Below are 24,016 nucleotides of genomic sequence, written 5' to 3'. Positions count from 1 at the left end.
ATATTAGATAATTCACCAAATAAAAAAGTGAACGATTATGAAAAATATTCGTTCACTTTTATTTTAATCTTTATAAATATAGTTCATAATTTCCATCAGTACTATCAGGCTTTCTAAATATTTCCTCGAATGGACCGACATTTTTTGAAAAAACATTTTTTTAATGCAAAGTGGTAACCTTCTTCAGTTATAACTTCTTGTAATACTAATCGCTCGAAGCCTTTTTCTTTAGCGAATGTTTTAAACCATTCAAGAACAATACTTCCTTTACCTTGATTACTTGGGGTAATGTTTATAGCGGTAATCGCTAAGTATGGATCAGGGTAAAATTCACTTCTAAGATTAATTGTGACCAAAGATTCTTTAGAAGAAATAATTAAAGCATATTTAGAAAAATTTTCAATGAATTCTATTTCATCTTGCACTAATTCTTCTAATAACAATTTTAATTTTTGAAAGTCTTGTACATGAAGAGGAATCTTGGTGAATTTTTCTTTCAAAACAAGTAACTCCTTTTACCATCTATTTTGTGTACTGATCCATTTCTATACACACGCCAGCCTTTTTTATTGTGGCCCCAAACTGGCCCCAATTACATTCTTTTTTATGCCTTATCTTGCATTATTAAATAAAATAAAAAAAGCCCAGGCCCCTTGATAAACAAGGTTCCTAAGGCTTTTAATACGACTCTTTTCAGAGTACCGAGATTAACGAGAGTAGAACTCTACGATTAATGCTTCGTTGATTTCAGCTGCTAACTCAGAACGCTCAGCGTGACGAGTGTAAGTAGCTTCTAACTTATCAGCATCGAAAGTTAAGTATTCTGGTACGAAGTTGTTAACTTCGATCGCTTCTTTAACAACAACAAGGCTGTTAGATTTTTCGCGAACGCTGATAGTTTGACCAGGTTTAACGCGGTAAGATGGGATATCTACGCGAGCGCCATCTACCATGATGTGGCCGTGGTTTACTAATTGGCGAGCTGCGCGACGAGTGCGAGCTAAGCCCATGCGGTAAACTAGGTTGTCAAGACGAGCTTCAAGAAGGATCATGAAGTTTTCGCCGTGCTTACCAGGCATTTTACCTGCTTGGTCAAATGTGCGACGGAATTGACGCTCAGTCATGCCGTACATGTGACGAAGTTTTTGTTTCTCTTGTAATTGTAAACCGTATTCTGAAAGTTTCTTACGTTGGTTAGGACCGTGAGGACCTGGTGCGTAAGGGCGTTTTTCTAATTCTTTTCCTGTGCCGCTTAGAGAGATTCCAAGACGACGAGACAGTTTCCAAGCTGGACCTGTATAACGAGCCATAGTTGACTCCTCCTTCAAAAATGTTTTTATTTTCGTAAAATAAAAACAGACGTAATCGATATTTACGGGTATTTTGTTTTCATGTACCTTCGCTCCAGCAGCAGGGAGTTACGAGATACACCTCCGCAGAGGAACAAAATACAAACGATAAACTCACATTACAAGGCTGCCTTTTTATTTTACACAAACGCTATTATATCTTTTACCTACAATTTCGTCAAGCGAGTATCTTTTTGTTTTATGCAGATAAATTTTGGGAATTAACAAGAAGGAATTTAAAACAATATAAAAGAAGAGATAGAAACACAAGTAAAACGCTTACATAAAATGTAGTAAAAACGTTCATCAGTTTTTTGCTGGTGGATAAGTGGCAATAAAAACATAAGGGGGATGTTTTTATGAAAAAGAAACATATGGAGACAGCATTAATTCATCACGGTTATGAATCAAATGAGCATAAAGGGAGTTTAACACCACCTTTATTTCAAACTTCTACATTTACGTTTGAGACAGCACAGCAAGGAGAAGCGAGTTTTGCTGGAGAAGATCCATCTTATATTTATTCAAGGCTTGGAAATCCAACTGTGAATTTATTTGAAGAACGTATGGCTGTTTTAGAAGGTGGAGAGGAAGCGCTGGCGTTCGGTTCAGGTATGGCAGCAATTTCAGCAACGTTAATTGGCTTTCTAAAGGCTGGAGATCATATTATTTGTTCAAATGGATTATATGGATGTACTTACGGTTTTTTAGAAGTGTTAGAAGAAAAATTTATGATTACTCATTCGTTTTGTGATATGGAAATAGAGGAGGATTTGGAAGGGAAGGTTCGTCCAAATACAAAGCTCATTTTTGTTGAAACACCGATTAATCCAACGATGAAATTAATCGATTTAGAGAAGGTGATACAAGTAGCAAAGCGAAATGGCTTACTTGTTATTGTCGATAATACATTTTGTTCACCTTATTTACAAAGGCCTCTTGAGCTCGGATGTGACGCTGTCGTTCATAGTGCGACAAAATATATTGGGGGTCACGGGGATGTTGTAGCGGGTGTAACAATTTGTAAAACGAAAGCGTTAGCGGAAAAAATCCGTCCGATGCGAAAAGATATTGGCGGTATTATGGCGCCGTTTGATGCGTGGTTATTATTACGCGGGTTAAAGACATTAGCGGTAAGAATGGATCGTCATTGTGATAATGCGGAAAAAATTGTAGCGTTTTTGAAAAATCATGAAGCGGTTGAAGGTGTTTGGTATCCGGAGGGAGAGTTAGCATCTCGGCAAATGAAACGAGGCGGGGGCGTTATTTCTTTTTCTGTAAAAGGCGGAAAAGAGGAAGCGCAGTCGTTTATTAATGACCTCCATTTTATTAAGATTGCGGTAAGTTTAGGTGATACAGAAACGTTAATTCAGCATCCGGCGACGATGACGCACGCGGCTATTCCAGCTGAGCTCCGGAAGGAAATGGGTATTTTTGATAATTTAATACGCCTATCTGTCGGTTTAGAATCATGGGAAGATATCATTTCTGATTTAGAGCAGGCGCTTAAAAAGATATCCACTGTTAGCAATCAATAAAAGAGAGTGAGCTATCGGTTTCGTACATTACGTACGTAATTGATAACTCACTCTTTTCTTTTTTACATATGTTTTAGGAGTGTTTCCACAAACTTTTCTAAATAGTGCTGATCTACTTCATCGAAACGATTTTTTTCAGGACTATCAATATCAAGTACACCAATGACAGTTCCTTCTTTCATAATCGGTACAACGATTTCCGAATTAGAGGCACTATCGCAAGCGATATGTCCTGGGAATTGGTGAACATCTGCTACAAGTTGCGTTGTTTTTGTTTCAGCTGCCGCGCCGCAAACACCGCGTCCGAAAGGAATACGTACGCAAGCGGGCATTCCTTGGAATGGTCCAAGAACAAGCTGATTTCCTTCTGTTACATAAAAGCCAACCCAATTAACGCGATCTAAAAATTGATTTAATAGTGCGGACGCATTTGATAAGTTTGCGACTACGTTCGGTTCGCCAGTTAATAATGCATCCAGTTGTTTAATTACTGTCTCATATTGCTGCTCACGAGATCCTGCATAACTTTCTTTTGTAAACATGGAAACAACTCCCTTTTTATCGAGATATGTAAAATGCTAGCAAAATACGATGTATTTCACATGACTTTGTCGATAGAAAATTAAAGGAATTTGTCTTAAAAGTCAAGAAATTTAAACTATAGCTGTTCAGTGAGAGGAAGTGAGCGCATGAAGCAGACGAAACAAAAGGTAATTGATGCGGCAATATCGTTGTTTAATACGAAAGGTTATGATGGAACGTCGGTGCGAGACATTGCAAAGCGAGCGGATGTGAATGTAGCGAATATTTCATATTATTTTGCTGGAAAGCAAGGCCTATTAGAACAGCTTATTACTGATTTTTTAGAAGGATATATTCACGTAATTGAAACATCATTTGAACAGAGAGAATATTTATCGGCTAAAGATGCGATAGTGCAAATGGTGCGCGGGATTTTACGATATCAATTTGATAATAGGGAACTGACACGTTTTTTTTATAGAGAGCTTTCGCTTGATACGACATTAATTCGTGAAGTGATGACCGTTTATTTTTCTAGAGAAAGATATTATATAGAGCAAATTATTAAACAAGGACAAATGAAGAAAGAATTTAAAAAGGTATCTTTTACAATGTTTATGACGCAATTAAAAGGCATGATGAATATGCCGTTTTTATATCCGCAATATATATCAGAAGTACTACACTCTTTTCCGTCAGAGACATTTTTCTTAGAAATGTACACGAAAGAAATTGAGCAATGGATGGAACGAACATTGTATACAACGAATATGTACTATGAATTGCCAAGAGCTGTTCATATGTGAAAAACCCCCACCTAACGAACTGAGGTGGGGATTTTTATATCTTGTTTTCTTTGCCATAAATTGTTGCATAATAGCGCAATAATTGTTAATGCCGCTCCGACAATTTCTATGTTGTCGATTGTATAACCTCGAAATATAGAACCGATAAGTGCAAGCACAGGAACTAAATTCATAAATAATATGCCGTTAATAGATGAAATATATCGATTTCCTGTGTTCCAGCAAAATACAGCGATAACGCCCGCAATAATTGACATATAAAAGAGCTCAAAACGAATGCTCATAATTGTATATAGTGACGGTACAGCGACTATATTTGCGTTTGTTAATGCAGTAACGATTACAACGAGTGAAATAGAGCCGAATAAACAAGTTAATGTTGTGTATCTAAGTGGTGACCAAGACTTGAAATTAGCACCGCCGTTCGTGTAAATTACCCAGCAAGTAACGCCGCATAACATAAATATATTTGTTGATAAGTGACTTGCGGTTCCGAATAATAAGTGAATGTTTCCTTTTGAAATGACAAGCATAACACCGAATAATGCAACGAACATACAAAGAAATGTGTAGTGTTGTGGGCGTTTATTTTTAGTTATCCATTGCAATGATAGAGCAATTAGTGGCATAAGAGACTGAATCATAGCTGCATGGATTGCTCCGGAAGGTCCGGCAAGTTGTTGTCCGTAGAAAACGAGAAATCCATACCCTGCGAAACCGACTGTTCCATAAAAGAATAACGAAAGTGTTCGTTTTTCTAAGCGGAGCGAATTCTTCCCCTCGATGATTAAGAGCAGCATAAGGAAAATAATAGCTGCTGATCCATAGCGGATAGTTGTGAAGAAGAATGGATCTATAAACTGCAGGGCATTTGCCATTACAGGAAACATAAATCCCCAAGCCATTACAGCGATTAAGCATAGAAGGGATCCGAGTAGTATTTGTTTTTTGTCCAAGAGTATCTTTCTCCTTTTTATTTCGTTATAGTAAGTTGATAAAATAAGTATAAAGATTGATTCTTTCTAAGAGGAAATATAGATTTTTTATGGCGGTTATAACTTTTTGTTAGAGGTGTGTATGATGGATTTGGAGGCAGTACGATCGTTTATTGAAGTAAAGAAAACGCGAAGTTTATCGAAAGCGAGTAAACTTTTACATATTTCACAACCAGCGCTTAGTAAACAAATTCAAAGATTAGAAGCTGACTTAGAGGTTACTTTATTAAAACGTTCCGCTCAAGGGGTAGAATTAACAAAAGCTGGAGAGCTATTTATAAAAAGAATGTCACCGATTTTGGAACAAATAAATGAAGTGAAAACGGAAATGAAGGAATTTCAAGAGAAGCGGAAAATCTCAATAGGTATATTACCGAGTTTAGCGGCTCATTACATATCGAAGTGTAAAGACATATTAGGCGATGTATATGAAGTAGAGTGGCAAATCGAGCATACGAAAGTATTAATGGAATTATTTAAAGAGCGGAAGATTGAAGCGATGTTCATTGATTCAGTAGTAGAAGGCGCTACGTCTATAAAAGAAATTCGGAAAGAAAAAATTGTTTGTGCTGTTTCAAATGATCATCCGTATAAAGAGAAAACGGTAATCCGAATGGAAGATTTACAGGATGAAAAGTTAATTGTATACCCAGAAATATGCGATGTAAGGAAAATGATTATGAATATGTTTCAAGGTATGGGCGCGAAACCGATAATTGCAGTTGAAACCTCTTATGCAGAACCTATGCTTGCGATGGTAGGAGCTGGACTTGGTATAACGTTGCTTCCAGAAATAGCTGTACAGCAAGCAGTAATGCAAGGTAATGTGCATGCAATTTCTGTAGAACCATCACTATTGCGAAAAATTTATTTCGTATCTCATATGGAAGAGTGTTTGTTATCGCGTTCATTTGAGGATAGAGGGTGAAGTAAACGGAATGTTGAGAAAGATTACAATTACATTTAAAGAAACATGAAATTTTAAAAAAAACTAGGTCAAAAACACGCCATTACATGGTATGATTAGTACATTGTTAGTTGTTAAATATAGGGGAATTCCCTTTTTATACATAATGCCTTCCATTTCATAAACGGAACGGACAAAAAAAGAGATATAACTAGGAGGCTTTTTTGCATGGATTCTATCCTGACGATCGTTATCATTGTAGTAAGCTCTATTCTAGTGCTGCTCATGATAGAGCTTGTGATAAGAAATCGTTCATATAAAGATATTGAAGCACTGGAGCAGTGGAAACAAGAAATAAAAGATAAACCTGTGGCAGATGAACTAAAACGGGTGAAAGACTTAAATATGACAGGTCAAACAGAAGAACTGTTTGGTAAATGGCGTGAAGAGTGGGATGAAATTGTATCAACAACTCTTCCGAAAGCTGAAAAAGATTTAGGGCAAGCGCGAAAATTCGCCTCGCAATTCTCCTTCCGAAAAGCAAAGCATGCGATGAAAGAATCCATAAGTGGTTTAGATGACGCTGATAATCGTATTACTGATATTTTAAATGAATTACAGCAACTGTTAGAAAGCCATGAGAAAAATAGTTCGGAAATTGAAGGGTTACGTGATACATATCGTAGTATGAAGAAAAGTGTTCTTGCTCATCGACATATGTATGGAGCAGCTGAGCAAAGAATTGAAGAGATGCTAGATGCTGAATCTAATAAATTTAAAAGCTTTGAAGAAGCAACAGATAATGGCGATTATTTAAAAGCGAGAGAAATTGTTATTAGTTTAGAAGAAGGTTTAGCAAGTTTAGAAATTATTATTCACCAAATTCCGGATTTATTGGTGGAGTGTCAAGCGACATTACCAGTTCAGCTGGAAGATTTATTGCACGGCCATAACGATATGGTAAGTCAAGGCTATGTATTAGAGTATTTGGAAATCCCTAAAGAAGTCCGTGATATGACGACACAACTACAAACATGTTTAATGGATATACAGGAGCTTCATATAACGGAAGCAGCTGAAAAAGTAGAAAACTTAAAAACTCGTTTAGATGGTTTTTATGACCAACTTGAACAAGAAGTACATGCGAAACATTATGTGGAGCAAAAAACACTTTCTGTTTATGAAGATTTAGAAGAAATTCGCATAGGAACAATTGAAACGAAAACAGAAACACAACTTGTGAAACAAAGTTATCAATTACAAGATAAAGATATTGAGTCGCAAAAAGTAATTGAAAAACAAATGCATATTTTATTGAAACGTTTTGAAGTATTGCAATTACGAGTTGCTGAGCAAGATATTGCATTCTCTATTATTCGTGAGGAGCTAGAAGAGATTTATGAGCAATGTGAAACTTTAAAAGTACTTCATGAAGAATATAAGGAAATGCTACAAACGATGCGTAAAGAAGAATTTGAAGCACGTGAAAAGTTACAAGAAATGCGAAATATAATTTTTGAGACGAAACGTTTCATGCAAAAATCGAATTTACCAGGTCTTCCAGAGAGCATTATGGAAGATTTACAAAGAGGCCAAATGGCGATGCAAGCTGTATATGAGCAATTAGAAGTAAAGCCGTTAAATATGAATGCTGTAAATAGCAGTTTAGAAGAAGCATATACAACTGTGAATGGTGTATCTGAAATGACGGAAGAGTTAATTGGACAAGCGTATTTAGTTGAAAAATTAATTCAATACGGTAATCGTTACCGCAGTCATGATGTGGAACTTGCGCAAAGTTTAGATTATGCGGAGAAGTTGTTCCGTGAATATCAATACGATGCAGCTTTAGAGCAAGCAGCTTCTGTATTAGAGCAGCTTGAACCTGGCGTTGTTCAAAAAATAGCTGAATATGTAGACAATGAACAAACCCTTTAATAAAGGGTTTGTTTTTTTGTGTAATTTTGAAGACGATGTTGCTATAATGAATAGCGGAATATAGTAAGGTTGTTCGTTTCAAAATAAAGTGAAATCATAAGTGATGGGGATTCATCCACCACTGATTGTTAATCTTCACGAATCAGGCTGCCTGCAAATAGCGGGGAAAACTGTACACTTTTATATAAAAACGGAACCTTTGAGTAGTCTTAGCGTAATTACACGTATTTGTGATATGATTATATGATGTGATAGCGCTGAAAGGGGAAGAACGATGATCTATTTTGATAATAGTGCGACGACGAAGCCATATCCAGAAGCTCTTCAATCGTACGTAACGGTTGCAGGGAAATATTTTGGTAATCCTTCTTCTATTCATTCGCTTGGAGGAGAGGCAGAGCGTCTATTAACTCAATCGAGAACGATTGCAGCACAGCTCCTTCACGTTAAACCTTCTGAAATTATTTTCACATCAGGTGGAACGGAAGGGAATAACCTTGCGATTAAAGGGATAGCGATGAGGAATCGTTCGCGCGGCAAACATATCATTACAACAAATATTGAACACGCGTCTGTGTTTGAGGCATATAAACAATTAGAAGATCTCGGTTTTGATGTAACATATTTACCGGTTAACGAGCATGGTGTTGTATCGGTAGAAGATGTAAAACGAGCGCTTCGTGAAGATACGATTCTTGTGTCAATTATTCACGTGAACAACGAGACGGGAGCGATTCAGCCCGTTGCTGAAATTGGAACGTTATTATCGAATTATCCGAAAATAAGATTCCACGTGGACCATGTACAAGGGATAGGAAAAGTACCACTTGATTTATACGCTTCTCATATTGATCTTTGTTCAATATCTGGGCATAAATTTCACAGTGTAAAGGGAACAGGACTTCTTTATGTACGTGATGGTGTAAGATTAGATCCAATCTTATCAGGTGGTCAACAAGAGCTCAAGTATCGCTCAGGTACAGAAAACTTACCTGGTATTGTAGCGATGGTGAAAGCACTTCGTATGACGATGGAACAAGTGAAAGAAAAGGTAGCTCATTTGCAAAATTTACAAACAGAGCTGGTCCGTTTCTTTAAAGAGATGGAAGATGTAACGATTAATACGTCACTTGAATATGCGGCACCGCACATTTTAAACGTATCATTTGTTGGTTTAAAACCAGAAGTAGTCGTTCATGCTTTAGAAGAGCATGGTGTATATGTATCGACGAAGTCTGCTTGTTCTTCAAAAGCAAATGAAGTGAGCCGAGTACTAGTGTCAATGGGAGTACCGCACGCCGCAGCTGCAAGTGCGATTCGCATTAGTCTAGCACCGGAAAACACGATGGAAGAAGTAAAACAATTTGAAGGTATTGTTAAAGAGACAATGCCAAAATTATATGAAGTGATGAGGTAAAGAAATATGATGACATATGAATATATTTTAGTTCGTTACGGAGAGATGACGACTAAAGGTAAGAACCGCTCTAAATTTGTGAGTACGTTAAGAGATAATGTGAAATTCAAATTAAAAAAATTCCCAAACATTAAAATCGATGCAACACATGACCGTATGTACATCCAATTAAACGGTGAAGACCATGAAGCAATTTCTGAAAGATTGAAAGATGTATTCGGTATTCATAAGTTTAACTTAGCGATGAAAGTACCATCAGAATTAGAAGATATTAAAAAAGGTGCATTAGCAGCTTTCTTACAAGTAAAAGGTGATGTGAAAACATTTAAAATTACAGTGCACCGTTCTGATAAGCGCTTCCCAATGAAGACGATGGAGTTACTTCCAGAAATCGGTGGGCACATTTTAGAAAATACAGAGGATATCACAGTAGACGTTCATAATCCAGATGTGAATGTACGTGTAGAAATTCGCAGTGGTTACAGCTATATTATGTGTGGTGAGCGCATGGGAGCTGGCGGTTTACCAGTTGGCGTTGGCGGAAAAGTAATGGTACTTCTTTCTGGTGGTATCGATAGCCCGGTAGCAACTTACTTAACGATGAAACGCGGCGTATCTGTGGAGGCAGTTCACTTCCATAGTCCACCTTTCACAAGTGAGCGCGCGAAACAAAAAGTAATTGATTTAGCACAAGAGTTAACGAAATACTGTAAACGTGTAACACTTCACCTTGTTCCATTTACTGAAGTGCAAAAAACGATTAATAAAGAAATTCCATCTAGCTATTCTATGACAGTTATGCGTCGTATGATGATGCGTATTACAGAGCGTATCGCAGAGGAGCGTAATGCACTTGCAATTACGACTGGTGAAAGTCTTGGACAAGTAGCGAGCCAAACGTTAGATAGTATGCATACGATTAACGAAGTGACAAACTATCCTGTTATTCGCCCGCTTATTACGATGGATAAATTAGAAATTATTAAAATTGCTGAAGAAATTGGCACATATGATATTTCAATTCGTCCATACGAAGACTGCTGTACAGTATTCACACCAGCAAGCCCAGCGACGAAACCGAAGCGTGAGAAAGTAAATCGTTTTGAGTCGAAATACGATTTCACGCCGCTAATTGAAGAAGCTGTAGCAAACACAGAACAAATGGTATTACAAACAGTAGAAGTAGTGGCGGAAGAAGAAAAATTCGAAGAACTTTTCTAAACCCATAAATTACCACATTCAAATGTGCATGAAGTCATGCTGTTTATCACACTCTATACTCACAAGGAGGTGATACAACATGGCAAGCACAAATAAATTAGCAGTATCTGGTGCTCAAGCAGCATTAGATCAAATGAAATATGAAATCGCTCAAGAGTTTGGTGTTCAACTTGGAGCTGATGCAACATCTCGCGCTAACGGTTCTGTTGGTGGCGAAATTACTAAACGTCTAGTTTCACTAGCTGAGCAACAATTAGGCGGTTTCCAAAAATAATCCCATATACGATGGCTTAGAAAGAGCGGGTTCTCCCCGCTCTTTCTTTTTGTTATTTGTATCATTATAAATTCATTTCGACATAGGCATAAAAAAATTGTCAAAAGAAGAGGGTTCAAAATTTACTGAAAATTCTTTATTATATAAGGGAGGCATAGAAATAAAGGAGGATGTTTATGAAGAGAGAGGAATTGTTGGCGCCACCGTCTTATAATTTAGTTTCGGAAATAGAGAAATATACAGGCGATAAAGAGAAGCTTGCTTTAATTTGGCAAGATGATAAAGGAAATAGACGAGAGGTTACATATTTTGAATTAATGCAAGGTGCGAATAAAATTGGAAACGCTTTTATAAAAAGTGGCTTGCAAAAAGGGGACAAGCTCCTTATTATGATGCCGCGCTTAATTGAAGCTTACATGACGTATATCGCTGCGATTAAAGCAGGATTTGTCGTTATCCCAAGCTCAGAAATGTTGCGTAAAAAAGATATTGAGTATCGTATTGGGCACGGGGAAGTGAAGGCAATCGTCAGCTACGAACCGTATATTGGACAATTTGACGAGATAGAGGCAATGGACTCTCTTCAAAAATTCGTTCTGAGCGAGCGATCAGTAGATGGATGGACAAACTTAAAAACAGCATTAGAAACAGAAAGTGACATGCTAGAAATAGCGAAGACAGATAAAGAAGATATGGTCTTTTTATCTTATACGTCAGGGACGACAGGAAATCCAAAAGGTGTTGTTCATACGCATGCATGGGCATACGCACACTTACGTACAAGCGCTCCAAACTGGCTTGGAATTGAAGAAAATGATGTTGTATGGGCAACGGCTAGTCCAGGTTGGCAAAAGTGGATTTGGAGCCCATTTTTAGCGACTCTCGGTTCAGGTGCAACAGGATTTGTATATCACGGTAAATTTGAACCGAAAACGTATTTGAATTTATTAGGTGATAACAAGGTGAATGTGCTTTGTTGTACGCCGACTGAGTATAGATTAATGGCAAAGGTAGAAAACCTGAGTGAGTACAATTTAGAAGCGTTACATAGCGCTGTATCAGCTGGTGAGCCGTTAAACAGAGAAGTTATTGAAACGTTCCAAAGACATTTCGATATTACAGTAAGAGACGGTTATGGACAAACGGAAAACACATTACTCGTTGGGATAATGAAAGGGATGGACATTAGACCAGGTTCAATGGGAAAACCGACGCCAGGCAACCATGTTGATATCGTAAATGAGGAAGGTATTCCGGTGCAGGTAGGAGAAGTTGGTGATATTGCAGTTCATATTGAAACACCAGCACTCTTTAAACAATATTATAAAGACAATGAGCGTACAGTGATGCAATTCCGCGGTGATTATTATATTACCGGTGATAAAGCGAAAAAGGATGAAGATGGCTATTTCTGGTTTGAAGGACGCGGCGATGATATCATTATTAGCTCTGGCTATACAATCGGACCGTTTGAAGTAGAAGATGCACTTGTAAAACATCCATACGTAAGAGAATGTGCTGTTGTCGCAAGTCCAGATGAAATTCGTGGAAGCATCGTGAAGGCATTTATCGTATTAAGAGAGAATATAGAAAAGAACGAAGAAACATTAATTCCAGTACTCCAACAACACGTCAAAGAACTCACTGCACCATATAAATACCCTCGTAAAATTGAATTTGTAGATGAACTACCAAAAACGATTTCCGGAAAAATTCGCCGTATTGAACTTAGAAAACAAGAGATGGAGCTGCCGTCAAAATAATTTTGAAAATAGTGAAGTAAATAGTTGAATGAGATGCAAAACGTATGATATTATGAAATCGAACACAAGTTCTGTTTTAAAAACTTAAAAAAGAGGTGTCCGTATGATTTTAGGTATTAATCCGTACTTAGTTTTAGATGGTAGTGGGCAAGAAGCTGTGCAATTTTATAAAGAGGCGTTAGATGCAAAAGTAGAAGTAATGCAAACTTTTGGTGACATGCCTGAAAATCCAGAATACCCGATTCCAGCTGAAGCGAAAGAGCGCGTTTTACATGCTAATTTAAAAGTTGGTAATACGGAACTTATGATTTCTGATACATTCCCAGGTCAAGGGCATGCAATCGGATCTCAAGTAACAATCGCAATTCAAATTAGTAATGCAGAAAAAGCGAAAGAAGTATTCGATAAGTTACAAGAAGGTGGAGAGGTTATTATGCCGCTTCAAGAAACGTTCTGGAGCCCAGCATACGGACAAGTAAAAGATAAATTTAGCATTGAATGGCAAATTACAACGAATCCTACTGAACAAAATTAATTTTTGGAAAAGCACCATTTTTAATCGAAATGGTGCTTTTTTTATACGAAATAATTCCGTAGACTAAAGGGAAAAGGGGATGAGTATATGGGAGAAATTTGGCATGGTGGAACCATTTATACAATGAGAGAAGAAAATGAAAAAGTAGAAGCCGTTTACGCTGAAAATGGTGTCATTGTTGATGTGGGGAATAAGGAAGAATTAGAAAAACGATATTTAGACGTGAAGCTGTATGACTTAAAAGGGAAAACAATGATTCCGGGGCTCGTTGATAGCCATATGCATCTTATTGGGCATGGAGAGAGGTTGCTCCGTTTAGATTTATCAAATTGTACATCTTATAGCGAAGTGCTTATTCTTGTTCAGAAGCGAGTAGAAGAAGCTCCACAAGGAACATGGATTATTGGGGAAGGCTGGAATGAAAATAATTTTACAGATACAAAGCATGTTCATATACATGATTTAGATGAGATTTCGAAAGAACATCCGATTTTATTAAAACGAGTTTGTCGTCACGTTACATGGGTGAATTCATACATACTGCAAGAAGCGAACATAACAGAAGAGACGGAAGACCCGAAAGGCGGGAAAATTGGCCGGGATGCATTAAATAAGTTAACAGGGCTTTTATATGAACAAGGACAAGAATTAATTAAACATGTTCAGCCTGAAATTGATGAGGCTTATTTACAAAGAGCTTTGCAAACAGCGATTAAAGACTGCTGGCAATACGGAATCGTTGGCGGGCATACGGAAGATTTAAATTATTATGGTGGCTTTCAAAAAACGTACAATGCGTTTTCGTATGTTATAAACGAAATGCCATTTAAAGCGCATTTACTCGTTCACCATGAAGTAGCGAATGAACGAAACGAATATGAAAATAAGCATTATATTGAATTTGGAGCGATGAAAATTTTTTCTGACGGCTCTTTTGGCGGAAGAACGGCTTTATTAAGTGAACCGTACGAAGATGCGAAGGAAACGAATGGAGTTGCCATTTTTTCACGTGAAGAGCTTGCAGAGTTAGTGAAGAAAGCACGTGATTTACATATGCCGGTTGCCATTCATACAATCGGTGATTTATCGCTTGAATATGTAATTGATGCGCTTGAATTATATCCACCTGCAGAAGGATTACGTGACCGTATTATTCATTGCCAGCTTGCTCGTGAAGAATTAATTGAAAGAATGAAGAGTTTGCAAGCAATCATTGATATTCAGCCTGTCTTTGTTTCGTCGGATTTTCCATCAGTTATTGAAAAGTTAGGAGAACATCGCCTTCGTTATGCATATGCTTGGAAGACGTTACTCGATGCGGGATTACATTGTAACGGAGGATCTGATGCTCCAATTGAACAAGTAAATCCGTTTTTAGGCATATATAGTGCTGTTACACGTCGAAGCTTTATTGACGGCGTATGCTATATGCCAGAAGAAAAGTTAACGGTATATGAGGCAGTGTCTTTGTTTACGACAGGAAGTGCATACGCAATTGGCAAAGAAGCGAAGCGGGGGCAAATCGCAAAAGGATATGAAGCAGACTTTACGATATTAGATCGCAACATATTTGAAATTGGGCCAGAAGAAATAAAAGAAGTACAGGCAGAAATGACCGTCATTGACGGGGAGATTGTGTATAGAAAAGATGTGTGAAAGTATATCAGCGATTTTCGGAATATATCGACCGCAACTCGAGATATATCGATTTACCGATAAAAACTGACAATGATATGAGGCTGTGCGCCAATAGCGGGGGAAATAAACACCCCTCGAATTATGGGATTTTCCATAACTCGAGGGGTGTTTTATTACTATAAAAACGTTCTCTGTACTTTTTCCCAGAAGGAATTATTTTTTAATTTAACAGTTTTAATTTGTTTATCGCTTAATCGAACAACAGCTTTCTCCACTTGTTTAATGCTAAGTGCTTCGTTATCCATTCCGATAACAGGATAATCATTTCCATCTGGTCTAAGTTTTAAAGTTAACGTACGTTCGTGATTTAAAAGAAACGGTGATCCGAGTGTACGGTATGTGTTGTTATTTAAAGATGCTAGTTCGCTTACTTGGAAACATGGGATAAGTGGATCAACAACTGCACCATGTAATGATTTATTATAAGCGGTACTTCCTGTTGGTGTGGAGATAACTAATCCATCACCTCTAAATGTTTCGAAATGTAAATCGTCGACGTGTACATCTACGACAAATGTTTTAATGATGCTAGAGCGTAATGAGAATTCATTTAAACAATGGAAAGATGTGCCGTGATCTACATCTACTTTAATTGTTGGATATTTTCGCACTTCAATTTCGTTTTTTGTAATTTCTTGAAGGGCTGTATCAACGTGGTCAATGTGGAAATCGCAGTAGAAAGAAATTCCATCTTTCGTCGAAATACCTGCGTATAAGCAATCTTCTCTAAAACCAGTTTTACGAACGGCTTGTAAGAAAGTTCCATCATCTCCAACGCTGACGATAGCGTTTGCATTTTTTGGATGATCTAATATGGTAAATCCATTCTCCTCTAAAATACGATATATTGGTTTCATTTTTTCAACGAGCGTTACTTTGTCATCACCATAAAAGAAAAATAAATTGCGACGATCTGCCATTATGTATCCCTCCACTGCAGTTGAATTTTCTAATCTTAGTGCTGCATATCATCAGAGTGTATTCTGAATGATATGCTCAAATAGTATATTTCGATATAAAATGTCAAAATTCCTTTTTATTTTTAGAAAAATTTTTATATTCAATTTTATAAAAGGTTGTTTAATGATGAATAAACTTGTCGATAATGGGTATGGAGTGAAAGGATGGTACGAATGAAATGGCTCGTAATTGGAATGATAATTCTTCTCCTTTTTATTTTGCTAATACTATTATCGAAAATAACGCTTAAGGTGACGTTTTTATATTCAGAAATGGAAAAACAGTGTTTATTTCAAGTGAAAATATGGATGATTCGATATACGTTTGATGTATTGGAAAGAATTGAAAAACAGCAGAAAAAGACAGGGCAGAAAATCGAAAAAGCTGAAAAAGATGGCGGAATAGATAATAAAATTATGGCACAACTTGATAGCATTGGAGAACTGATAAAAAAGCTTCAAGAAGTTCATACTATTCTTAAAGATTTTCTCAAACGAGTGAAAATCAATAGTTGGAAATGGCATTCACAAATTGGGGCAGGCGACGCAGCTAGTACTGGAATTGTCACTGGATATGCATGGGGGACAAAAGGAATGGCTGCTGGAGTTGTAGGACAATATATGCATATTGTCGACGTACCAGAATTTGAAATTACACCTGTTTTTCAAGGGAAGGGATTTGCATCAAGATGTGAATTAACGGCTTCCTTTCATATATTTCGTACTGTGAAAACAGGGGTAAAACTACTCATGTTTATGAGAAAGCAAAAGTCTGGTATGGCAGATAAATCTGTTCAAGCATAGGGGGGATATAGAATGGACCATCCAATTCAAGGTTTAATGACAACCGCAATGCAGCATTTAAAACAAATGACTGATGTAAATACAATTGTTGGTGATCCAATTAAAGCGGCAGATGGAAGTGTAATTCTTACCGTTTCAAAAGTAAGTTTTGGATTTGCTGCTGGTGGAAGTGAATTTGGAAAAGTAGAACATTCTGGTCGTCATCCATTTGGAGGAGGTAGCGGTGGTGGTGTTTCCATTAATCCAGTTGCCTTTCTTGTTATAAATGGAGAAGGTGTGAAAGTTTTACATTTGGATAAACAAACACATGTCATTGACAAAATAATTGAATTAGCGCCACAAGCTGTTGATAAAGTGAAAGAAATGATGGATAAACGAAAAGAAGATGATCCAGAATTTCAAATTTAATGAGTAAAGAAGCTAATCAATGGATTAGCTTCTTTATTTTTTTGTAAATGAAGCGATTTTATTTGCATTATCGATAGGGACAAACTATCATTTACATTGTACATATTTTGTTTAAATAAGGGAGGATTTTCAAGTGGCAAACGTAACTTTTAAAGGTAACCCAATGACTTTAGTTGGAACAGAAGTTAAAGTTGGCGATCAAGCGCCAAACTTCCAAGTGTTAGCAAATGACTTATCTCCAGTAAGTTTAGAAACATACAAAGGTGAAGTAAAATTAATTAGTGTTGTACCTTCAATCGACACAGGTGTGTGTGATGCACAAACACGTCGTTTTAACCAAGATGCAGCAGGTATTGAAAACGCGAAAGTATTAACAATTAGCGCTGACCTACCATTCGCTCAAAAACGCTGGTGTGCAGCAAACGGTTTAGAAAATGTTGTAACACTTTCTGACCACCGTGACCTTTCATTCGGTGAAGCTTATGGCTTAGTAATGAAAGAACTTCGTTTACTTGCTCGTGCAGTATTCGTAGTAGATAGCAATGACAAAGTAGTTTACGTAGAATACGTAAGCGAAGGTACAAGCCATCCAAACTATGAAGCAGCATTAGAAGCAGCAAAATTGGCGAAGTAATGTAAAAGAAGACGACCTCTAATTAAAGTTTCACTTTAGAAGAGGTCGTCTTTTCTCATGTATTGTTAACTGAACCAATATATGAGAAAAGACGTTACATCATAAACAACTTGAAGGGGAGCTCTTTACAAGAGGTCGCTTTTTCTTTTTGGAAAAAATCACTTTGTGGTATGATATAAGTTATGTGTAAAAGAGAGAAGGAGGAATGTACGTGAGTCAGACAGTAGAAACATTATTTTCTATTTTTGATTCTTCTGCGGTAGTTTTACGTAAAGAATTAGATGTAACATATTTAGAGGCGCTTGTAGAAACAGGGGATAACTTGTTTGAAGGAGCGATTTTACAAGAAGAATTATCCGAATCAACAATTGAAAGGTTGAATCGTGAATATAGTACGTTTAATGAAGAAACATATAAAGGTGAAGAAATTCGTAAAGCATTTCAGCTAGCCATTTTAAAAGGAATGAAAGAAGGCGTACAAGCGAATCACGAAATGACGCCTGATGCAGTTGGAATGTTCATGAGCTACTTATTCCATAAATTTATGCAAGGTCAAAAAGAAATTACTGTTTTAGACCCTGCAATTGGAACAGGTAATTTAATGACTACAGTGTTTAATAGTGCCAAAGAAGAACTAGCAATGAGTGGATTTGGTGTAGAAGTGGATGAAGTGCTAATCAAACTTGCTTTAGTAAATGCGAATTTACAAAAGCATGCAATCGAATTCTTCCATCAAGATGGACTAGCACCACTTTATATCGATCCAGTTGATGCAGTTGTTTCAGATTTGCCAATTGGTTACTATCCAAATGAAATCGGTGCAAGTGAATATACATTAAAAGCAGATGAAGGAATGTCATATGCGCATCACTTATTTATTGAACAAAGTGTGAAACATACGAAAGAAGGCGGGTATTTATTCTTCTTAGTACCAAACTTCATTTTTGAAAGTGATCAAGCGCCAAAACTACATGCATTTATTAAAGAAACATGTTTTATTCAAGGGTTGTTACAGCTACCTGTTTCCATGTTTAAAAACGAGAAAAATGCAAAAAGTATATTTGTTCTCCAAAAGAAAGGCCAAGATGTAATAATGCCGAAACAGGCACTACTAGTGGAATTACCTAAATTCTCTAACATGAAGGCTATGGAGGATATTATGGATCAATTAAATACTTGGTTTGCAACACATAAATAATACAGTATATATGTAACAGGGTTAGTATTTAATATAGTACAGTTGTATATGATATATAATATTTTTTAATGTATACAAGATTTAACTGAATTTTTTTGAAATCTGTAATATATTTTTTTTCTTGGTGTTACAATTTTTTCACTTGAAATATATGTCGGACGATGTTTAAATTAAAATCGTGAGTATAAAATTTACTGATGATGAAACGTTTTCATAGTGAGTGAATTTAATTAGATAAAATCGAGCGGTTTGTGGAATGATCCACACAACTACCAAGAGAAAAAGGGGCGAAAGACTAGATGTCAAAAATCATCGCGATTAACGCAGGAAGCTCTTCCTTAAAGTTCCAATTATTTGAAATGCCAAGTGAAACAGTATTAACAAAAGGTTTAGTAGAACGTATCGGTTTAGAAGATAGTATCTTCACAATTACTGTAAATGGCGAAAAACAAAAAGAAATTACAAGCATCCCAGATCACGCAGTAGCGGTTAATATGCTTCTTAAGAAATTAACTGAAAACGAAATCGTAAAATCTCTTGATGAGATTGGCGGTATCGGTCACCGTGTTGTACACGGCGGCGAAAAATTTGCTGATTCTGTTTTAATTAATGATGAAGTATTAGCTGATATCGAAGAATTAAGCGATTTAGCACCACTTCACAACCCAGCAAACCTTGTTGGTATTAAAGCGTTCCAAGAAGTATTACCAAACGTACCAGCAGTAGCAGTATTCGATACAGCATTCCACCAAACAATGCCGGAATCTGCATTCCTATACAGCTTACCATATGAGTACTATGAGAAATTCGGCATCCGTAAATACGGTTTCCACGGAACTTCTCATAAATATGTAACTGAGCGTGCAGCTGAATTATTAGGTCGTCCACTTGAAAGCTTAAGCCTACTTTCTTGTCACTTAGGTAACGGTGCAAGTATCGCAGCAGTAGAAGGCGGTAAGTCTATCGATACTTCTATGGGCTTCACTCCACTTGCTGGTGTAACAATGGGTACACGTTCTGGTAACATTGACCCTGCGTTAATTCCATACATCATGGAAAAAACAGGCCAAACAGTAGAAGAAGTAGTTAACGTATTAAACAAGAAGAGTGGTATGTTAGGTCTTACTGGTTACTCTAGTGACCTACGTGACATCATTTCTAAAGAAGAAGAAGGCGACCACCGTGCGAAAGTAGCACTTGATGTATTCGTAAGCCGTATCCACAAATACATCGGTTCTTACACAGCTCGTATGAAAGGTGTAGACGCAATCATCTTCACAGCTGGTATTGGTGAGAACAGTGCAGTTATTCGTGAGCGCGTATTAGAAGGCCTTGAGTACATGGGCGTATACTTCGATGCAAAACGCAATAACATCTTTGGTGAAGAAGCATTCATCAGCTTCCCACACTCTCCAGTAAAAATTATCGTAATTCCAACTGACGAAGAAGTTATGATTGCTCGTGACGTATTACGTCTTGGAAATATTGGTTAATATATGCATGAAAAAGACGAGATCCTAAAGGATTTCGTCTTTTTTCTTTTGGATATATTTTATGATTCCATCCGGATATAGCACTTTTTCCTTCTGAATGAATGCAGTGATGGGGATCCATTTTGCATAGGAAGATGTCTGTTCATCATATATGGGGAGTATTTCTGTTGTATATAGTGATGTATTTAAAAGGTGGATTGTATATAGTTGAATAATCTCATGAGTAATTTCATCATCTGCATGAAAAATGTTTTCCAAGCAACCTAAATAATCGATAATTTCCACTTCTGTATGAAGTTCCTCTTTAAACTCCCGAATGACTGTTTCAGCCGATTTTTCTCCGAGTTCAATTGATCCACCAAGAGGTCGGTAATAGGTTTCAGCGGCCGTGCTATACTCTTGTACGAGAAGGAAATTATCTCGTATTACAATACCGAAGGCCTTTGCACGTGGATACATGTATGTGATCGCCCCTTATTTATTAATATGTGGATAATTATAATTTGAAATATGGAGAAAATCACCTTTTTATTCAATTGGTTGAGCTAATTGTAAAGAATAAGCGGAAATATGTTACAATAGAAAAAAATCGAACGAGGTGGTTGTTGCGATGCGATCGAAGCGAGAACAAGCCATTTTAGAAAATATAAAAGAGTGGGAAGGGCAATTAGTAGAGCAAGAAGCGACTGATTTTCAAAAAATGTTTGATAAGTGGTTGCATACTACAATTACGAAACTGCCTGAGAAAAAACGAAAAGATTTCTTTGCGAAAGCAGATGGATGGCTCTTTCATTTGCATGCACTCATTCAAAGTTCGCAATCACAGTTAGATGCACGTAAGCGTATTTTAGGAACATCGAGATTATTTGATGAATCAATTGAGCAACTTGAAGATTTGAAGGCGTTATCTATTGATCAATTAACATACATAGCAGAGCAGCAAACAGCACGTCATCGTCTATATTCATTCGTACAAGGCGGGGCAACAGGTGCTGGCGGTCTATTATTATTAACGGCTGATTTTCCGGTTATGATTGCATTAAATGTGAAGGCTGTACAACTTATTGCGACATCATTTGGGCATGATGCGAACAAGCCGTATGAAATGATGCTCGCGTTGAAAGTATTCCATGCAGCATTATTACCAGCAAGACTTCAGCAATATGCATGGTACAATTTACTGAGAGAACTCGAGCAAGAAGATTCATTCTTTTATGAAGGAGACGAAGAAGTGTTAAAGCCAGCTTCTACTGAGGTTGTGTTAAAACAAATTTTGAAGACATTTTCGATTTATGCTCTTCGTCGTAAATTATTCCAAGGTATTCCTGTACTCGGGATGGCAATTGGCTCTACAGTGAACTATCGCTTAACGAGGAATGTTACTGAATTTGCAAATAAGTTTTATCAAGTACGCTACATATTAGAAAAAGAAAAGAGAGCATGAAAAAAAGCGAGAGGCCGAAGCCTTTCGCTTTTTAGTTTGTCGCATGTTTTTTGGACATTGGAATAGATACTGGTTGCTTTGCTGCTTTCTTTTCTGCTTTTGGATAGTAAATTAAATCCAATGTTTTTGCCTGTACGGCAATCGAAAGAATAGTAAAAGCGATTTCTGTCCAATTTAAATAATATAATGAAAGCGCAAGAACAATCGCGTCAAAGACGAAGAAAATTTGCCCAATTGTAAAACGAGTTCGTTTACTTAATACAATTGTTAAAATGTCGTCTCCACCGGTTGCACCGCCAAATCGCAATATAAAACCGAGTCCAATACCAGCTAAAGCACCGCCAATTATTGCAGCTATAAATAAATTATTTGATAAGTCTACCGTAAAAGGAGAATAATTTTCCATAAGGGAATAAAATACTCCGAATGAAATTGAACCTAAGAATGAATAGCCAACCATTTTTTTACCTAAAAATGAAGCGCATAGTAAAATAATTGGGATATCCATTATTACAGTTGAAATAGATGGTGAAATATCATAAAAATTTTGGATGAATAGTGCAATACCTACAAAGCCACCTTCTGTTAAGTGGTTTTGGAAATGAATGTGATATAGCGCTGCTGCTAAAATAAATGAACCGATTAAAACCATAAAAACTTCTTTAATAATTTGTCGACTTTGGATGTTCCTCATCGTTATTCCTTCTTTCCGTAGTTAGTAGTCCTTTTTGTGTTGTAAACTAACTACGAGCTCACATGTAGCTTTCAGTTAGTTTACGAAAAAACTAACTACGCTATATGTCGCTGAAGAAATAACGAATAATCCTCTCGTCCATCAATTCTCCCTACCTTCGTTTTAGTTTAAGTCTTAAAACGACTAAACAAAACGTGGAGTAGGATTCGTCATTTAGCAATCCTGCTCTTCTTTGTTTTGTTTAGCTAGTAACAATTAAGTCCTAAACAAAACGCTATGTGTAAGAAGAGTCTTTTTTTTGCCAAATTATCCTTCGGGCAATCATAATTTCCCCACTCTCGTATTTTTTTCGCTAGACTAAAGTATCTGAGCTGAAAAATACGCTACGTGTATGATTCGTCAATACGATGCCACATGCTCCTTCGAGCGATCATGATATCAAAATCCCTTCCTTCAAGATTTATATTATTATATCATACTTTCAAAAAATGTATGCGGATGGAAACCGACAATAAACGGAGGGAATCTACAAAAATTGTTATGTTTAAATATTTTTGTAGAAAAGTCTAAGCTATTCCGTAAGATTGGACAGTTTATAAAGTTTGTCCAATAAGTAAGAAAAGATGGGTTTTTATTCAGCTGTATTGTTCTTATCACTTTTATCTTTAAAAAATGCATCCCAGCTGATCACACTTAAAAAAGTTAAAGCGATAATAATGAAAGCTCGCATAAGTTTGAGGCCTCCTTTTGTACACAGTATATGAATAATTCACTTTGGGATGTGTCATTTTTTTGCAAATTTTAATTGTTATGAGATTATATTGATATAGATAGATGAAAGGGAGAGTGGAGATATGCTAAAAGACATGTTTAAAAGAAAAGAATTACAATGTGTTTCATGTCAGAAAAAAATTGAATACGAAGAAGAGCTTGTTGCCTTTATGAAGTTGCCGAAAGAAAGAAGTATATTAGTTGGCCCGTTTGATGTATGTTTAGCAAAAACAGCGCAAGAAATATATTGTAAATCGTGTTACGACAAAAAAGCATGACCCAAAGTAATTGAGGGGCATGCTTTTTTCATTGGTGTGCTTTTCCCTCAGATACATTTTGAGTAAGTCGATACCAAAGCCAAAGATCATTAATGATGGAAGCGAGATCGGCAATTTCTGAATTAAGTTTGCAAGAAATTTCGAAGTCTTCCTCGTTATTTAAATGATGTTGTTTTGCATTAATATAGTGTTCGAGTTCTTTTATGCGATCAGGAATTTTCCCGCGAACTTGTTCCCATTTTAGTAAAATAGCATGTTGCATTTTTTCGGGGATGTCTTCCCAGTCTTCTTGTAAATGTGGAATTTCAATTCCTAGATGTTCATCGTATAAGAAATACTTTTCCATAAGTTCACCCCCATTTTCCTGCTT

The 24,016-nt window shown here is 36.7% G+C and carries 24 protein-coding genes and 1 pseudogene; 17 read left to right on the top strand and 8 right to left on the bottom strand.

Annotation, left to right across the window (positions count from 1 at the left end; all coding sequences use genetic code 11):
• Window positions 1-70: 70 nt before the first annotated feature.
• Together U860_RS31160 and rpsD are read right to left on the bottom strand one after the other, a co-directional pair.
• Window positions 71-500: pseudogene (locus U860_RS31160) on the bottom strand (N-acetyltransferase).
• 207 nt (window positions 501-707) lie between these two features.
• Window positions 708-1,310 (bottom strand): 30S ribosomal protein S4, encoded by a 603-nt coding sequence (gene rpsD / locus U860_RS0104925; protein ID WP_000135316.1) that lies wholly within the window; start codon window positions 1,308-1,310, stop codon window positions 708-710.
• Between the two features lie 398 nt (window positions 1,311-1,708).
• Here rpsD and megL point away from each other — a divergent pair, with 398 nt between their 5' ends.
• The gene (gene megL, locus U860_RS0104920; protein ID WP_025147607.1) at window positions 1,709-2,887 is read left to right on the top strand and encodes a methionine gamma-lyase; all 1,179 of its coding nucleotides are present in this window, start codon (window positions 1,709-1,711) and stop codon (window positions 2,885-2,887) included.
• A gap of 62 nt (window positions 2,888-2,949) precedes the next feature.
• Here the strand turns inward: megL and U860_RS0104915 are convergent, their stop codons facing one another.
• Window positions 2,950-3,429 carry a GAF domain-containing protein gene (locus U860_RS0104915; protein WP_002173777.1) on the bottom strand — a complete coding sequence of 160 codons (480 nt, stop codon included), beginning with the start codon at window positions 3,427-3,429 and terminating at the stop codon, window positions 2,950-2,952.
• Window positions 3,430-3,576: 147 nt separating this feature from the next.
• Between U860_RS0104915 and refZ the strand changes: the two genes are divergently transcribed.
• On the top strand, window positions 3,577-4,215 hold the full coding sequence (refZ, locus tag U860_RS0104910) for a forespore capture DNA-binding protein RefZ (RefSeq protein WP_025147606.1): 639 nt from the start codon (window positions 3,577-3,579) through the stop codon (window positions 4,213-4,215).
• Window positions 4,216-4,226: 11 nt separating this feature from the next.
• Here refZ and U860_RS0104905 read toward each other — a convergent pair whose 3' ends face one another.
• On the bottom strand, window positions 4,227-5,171 hold the full coding sequence (locus U860_RS0104905; RefSeq protein ID WP_025147605.1) for a DMT family transporter: 945 nt from the start codon (window positions 5,169-5,171) through the stop codon (window positions 4,227-4,229).
• 121 nt (window positions 5,172-5,292) lie between these two features.
• Between U860_RS0104905 and U860_RS0104900 the strand changes: the two genes are divergently transcribed.
• The 8 genes from U860_RS0104900 (at window position 5,293) to U860_RS0104865 (ending at window position 14,921) form a co-directional block, all read left to right on the top strand.
• On the top strand, window positions 5,293-6,138 hold the full coding sequence (locus tag U860_RS0104900) for a LysR family transcriptional regulator (RefSeq protein ID WP_025147604.1): 846 nt from the start codon (window positions 5,293-5,295) through the stop codon (window positions 6,136-6,138).
• A gap of 207 nt (window positions 6,139-6,345) precedes the next feature.
• Window positions 6,346-8,055, top strand: a complete 1,710-nt coding sequence (ezrA, locus tag U860_RS0104895) for a septation ring formation regulator EzrA (protein WP_025147603.1) — start codon at window positions 6,346-6,348, stop codon at window positions 8,053-8,055.
• A gap of 274 nt (window positions 8,056-8,329) precedes the next feature.
• On the top strand, window positions 8,330-9,472 hold the full coding sequence (locus U860_RS0104890) for a cysteine desulfurase family protein (RefSeq protein WP_025147602.1): 1,143 nt from the start codon (window positions 8,330-8,332) through the stop codon (window positions 9,470-9,472).
• 6 nt (window positions 9,473-9,478) lie between these two features.
• Complete coding sequence (gene thiI / locus U860_RS0104885) at window positions 9,479-10,693, top strand: tRNA uracil 4-sulfurtransferase ThiI (protein ID WP_025147601.1); 1,215 nt, start codon at window positions 9,479-9,481, stop codon at window positions 10,691-10,693.
• 79 nt (window positions 10,694-10,772) lie between these two features.
• Entirely contained in the window at window positions 10,773-10,967 is a 195-nt protein-coding gene (locus tag U860_RS0104880) for an alpha/beta-type small acid-soluble spore protein (protein WP_000168890.1), read from the top strand.
• 176 nt (window positions 10,968-11,143) lie between these two features.
• Window positions 11,144-12,730, top strand: a complete 1,587-nt coding sequence (locus tag U860_RS0104875) for an acyl--CoA ligase (protein WP_025147600.1) — start codon at window positions 11,144-11,146, stop codon at window positions 12,728-12,730.
• 103 nt (window positions 12,731-12,833) lie between these two features.
• Window positions 12,834-13,265, top strand: a complete 432-nt coding sequence (locus U860_RS0104870) for a VOC family protein (protein ID WP_025147599.1) — start codon at window positions 12,834-12,836, stop codon at window positions 13,263-13,265.
• 87 nt (window positions 13,266-13,352) lie between these two features.
• Window positions 13,353-14,921, top strand: a complete 1,569-nt coding sequence (locus tag U860_RS0104865; RefSeq protein WP_025147598.1) for an amidohydrolase — start codon at window positions 13,353-13,355, stop codon at window positions 14,919-14,921.
• 158 nt (window positions 14,922-15,079) lie between these two features.
• Here the strand turns inward: U860_RS0104865 and U860_RS0104860 are convergent, their stop codons facing one another.
• Entirely contained in the window at window positions 15,080-15,883 is an 804-nt protein-coding gene (locus U860_RS0104860; protein WP_025147597.1) for an NAD kinase, read from the bottom strand.
• Window positions 15,884-16,087: 204 nt separating this feature from the next.
• On the opposite strand from U860_RS0104860, the gene U860_RS0104855 reads away from it, so the two are divergent.
• The 5 genes from U860_RS0104855 to ackA all read left to right on the top strand — a co-directional run bounded on the left by U860_RS0104855 (window position 16,088) and on the right by ackA (window position 20,459).
• Window positions 16,088-16,726, top strand: coding sequence for a DUF2953 domain-containing protein (locus tag U860_RS0104855; protein ID WP_025147596.1), 639 nt, complete (start codon window positions 16,088-16,090; stop codon window positions 16,724-16,726).
• Window positions 16,727-16,738: 12 nt separating this feature from the next.
• Window positions 16,739-17,134, top strand: a complete 396-nt coding sequence (ytfJ, locus tag U860_RS0104850) for a GerW family sporulation protein (protein WP_000350005.1) — start codon at window positions 16,739-16,741, stop codon at window positions 17,132-17,134.
• A 133-nt stretch (window positions 17,135-17,267) separates the two neighbouring features.
• Window positions 17,268-17,768, top strand: coding sequence for a thiol peroxidase (gene tpx, locus U860_RS0104845; RefSeq protein ID WP_025147595.1), 501 nt, complete (start codon window positions 17,268-17,270; stop codon window positions 17,766-17,768).
• Window positions 17,769-17,979: 211 nt separating this feature from the next.
• Window positions 17,980-18,966, top strand: coding sequence for a class I SAM-dependent methyltransferase (locus tag U860_RS0104840; protein ID WP_025147594.1), 987 nt, complete (start codon window positions 17,980-17,982; stop codon window positions 18,964-18,966).
• A gap of 299 nt (window positions 18,967-19,265) precedes the next feature.
• Window positions 19,266-20,459 (top strand): acetate kinase, encoded by a 1,194-nt coding sequence (ackA, locus tag U860_RS0104835; protein ID WP_025147593.1) that lies wholly within the window; start codon window positions 19,266-19,268, stop codon window positions 20,457-20,459.
• Window positions 20,460-20,483: 24 nt separating this feature from the next.
• Here ackA and U860_RS0104830 read toward each other — a convergent pair whose 3' ends face one another.
• Window positions 20,484-20,918, bottom strand: a complete 435-nt coding sequence (locus U860_RS0104830) for an NUDIX hydrolase (protein WP_025147592.1) — start codon at window positions 20,916-20,918, stop codon at window positions 20,484-20,486.
• Window positions 20,919-21,069: 151 nt separating this feature from the next.
• Between U860_RS0104830 and U860_RS0104825 the strand changes: the two genes are divergently transcribed.
• Window positions 21,070-21,903 (top strand): EcsC family protein, encoded by an 834-nt coding sequence (locus U860_RS0104825; RefSeq protein ID WP_025147591.1) that lies wholly within the window; start codon window positions 21,070-21,072, stop codon window positions 21,901-21,903.
• Window positions 21,904-21,934: 31 nt separating this feature from the next.
• Here U860_RS0104825 and U860_RS0104820 read toward each other — a convergent pair whose 3' ends face one another.
• The gene (locus U860_RS0104820; protein ID WP_025147590.1) at window positions 21,935-22,597 is read right to left on the bottom strand and encodes a YitT family protein; all 663 of its coding nucleotides are present in this window, start codon (window positions 22,595-22,597) and stop codon (window positions 21,935-21,937) included.
• Between the two features lie 854 nt (window positions 22,598-23,451).
• Here U860_RS0104820 and U860_RS0104810 point away from each other — a divergent pair.
• Window positions 23,452-23,646, top strand: a complete 195-nt coding sequence (locus U860_RS0104810; RefSeq protein WP_025147589.1) for a hypothetical protein — start codon at window positions 23,452-23,454, stop codon at window positions 23,644-23,646.
• A 28-nt stretch (window positions 23,647-23,674) separates the two neighbouring features.
• Here the strand turns inward: U860_RS0104810 and U860_RS0104805 are convergent, their stop codons facing one another.
• Window positions 23,675-23,992, bottom strand: a complete 318-nt coding sequence (locus U860_RS0104805; protein WP_000417212.1) for a hypothetical protein — start codon at window positions 23,990-23,992, stop codon at window positions 23,675-23,677.
• Window positions 23,993-24,016: the final 24 nt, after the last annotated feature.

This window comes from Bacillus sp. H1a (assembly GCF_000633475.1).
Lineage (GTDB): Bacteria > Bacillota > Bacilli > Bacillales > Bacillaceae_G > Bacillus_A > Bacillus_A paramycoides.
This window is presented reverse-complemented; position numbering and strand designations above follow the sequence as displayed.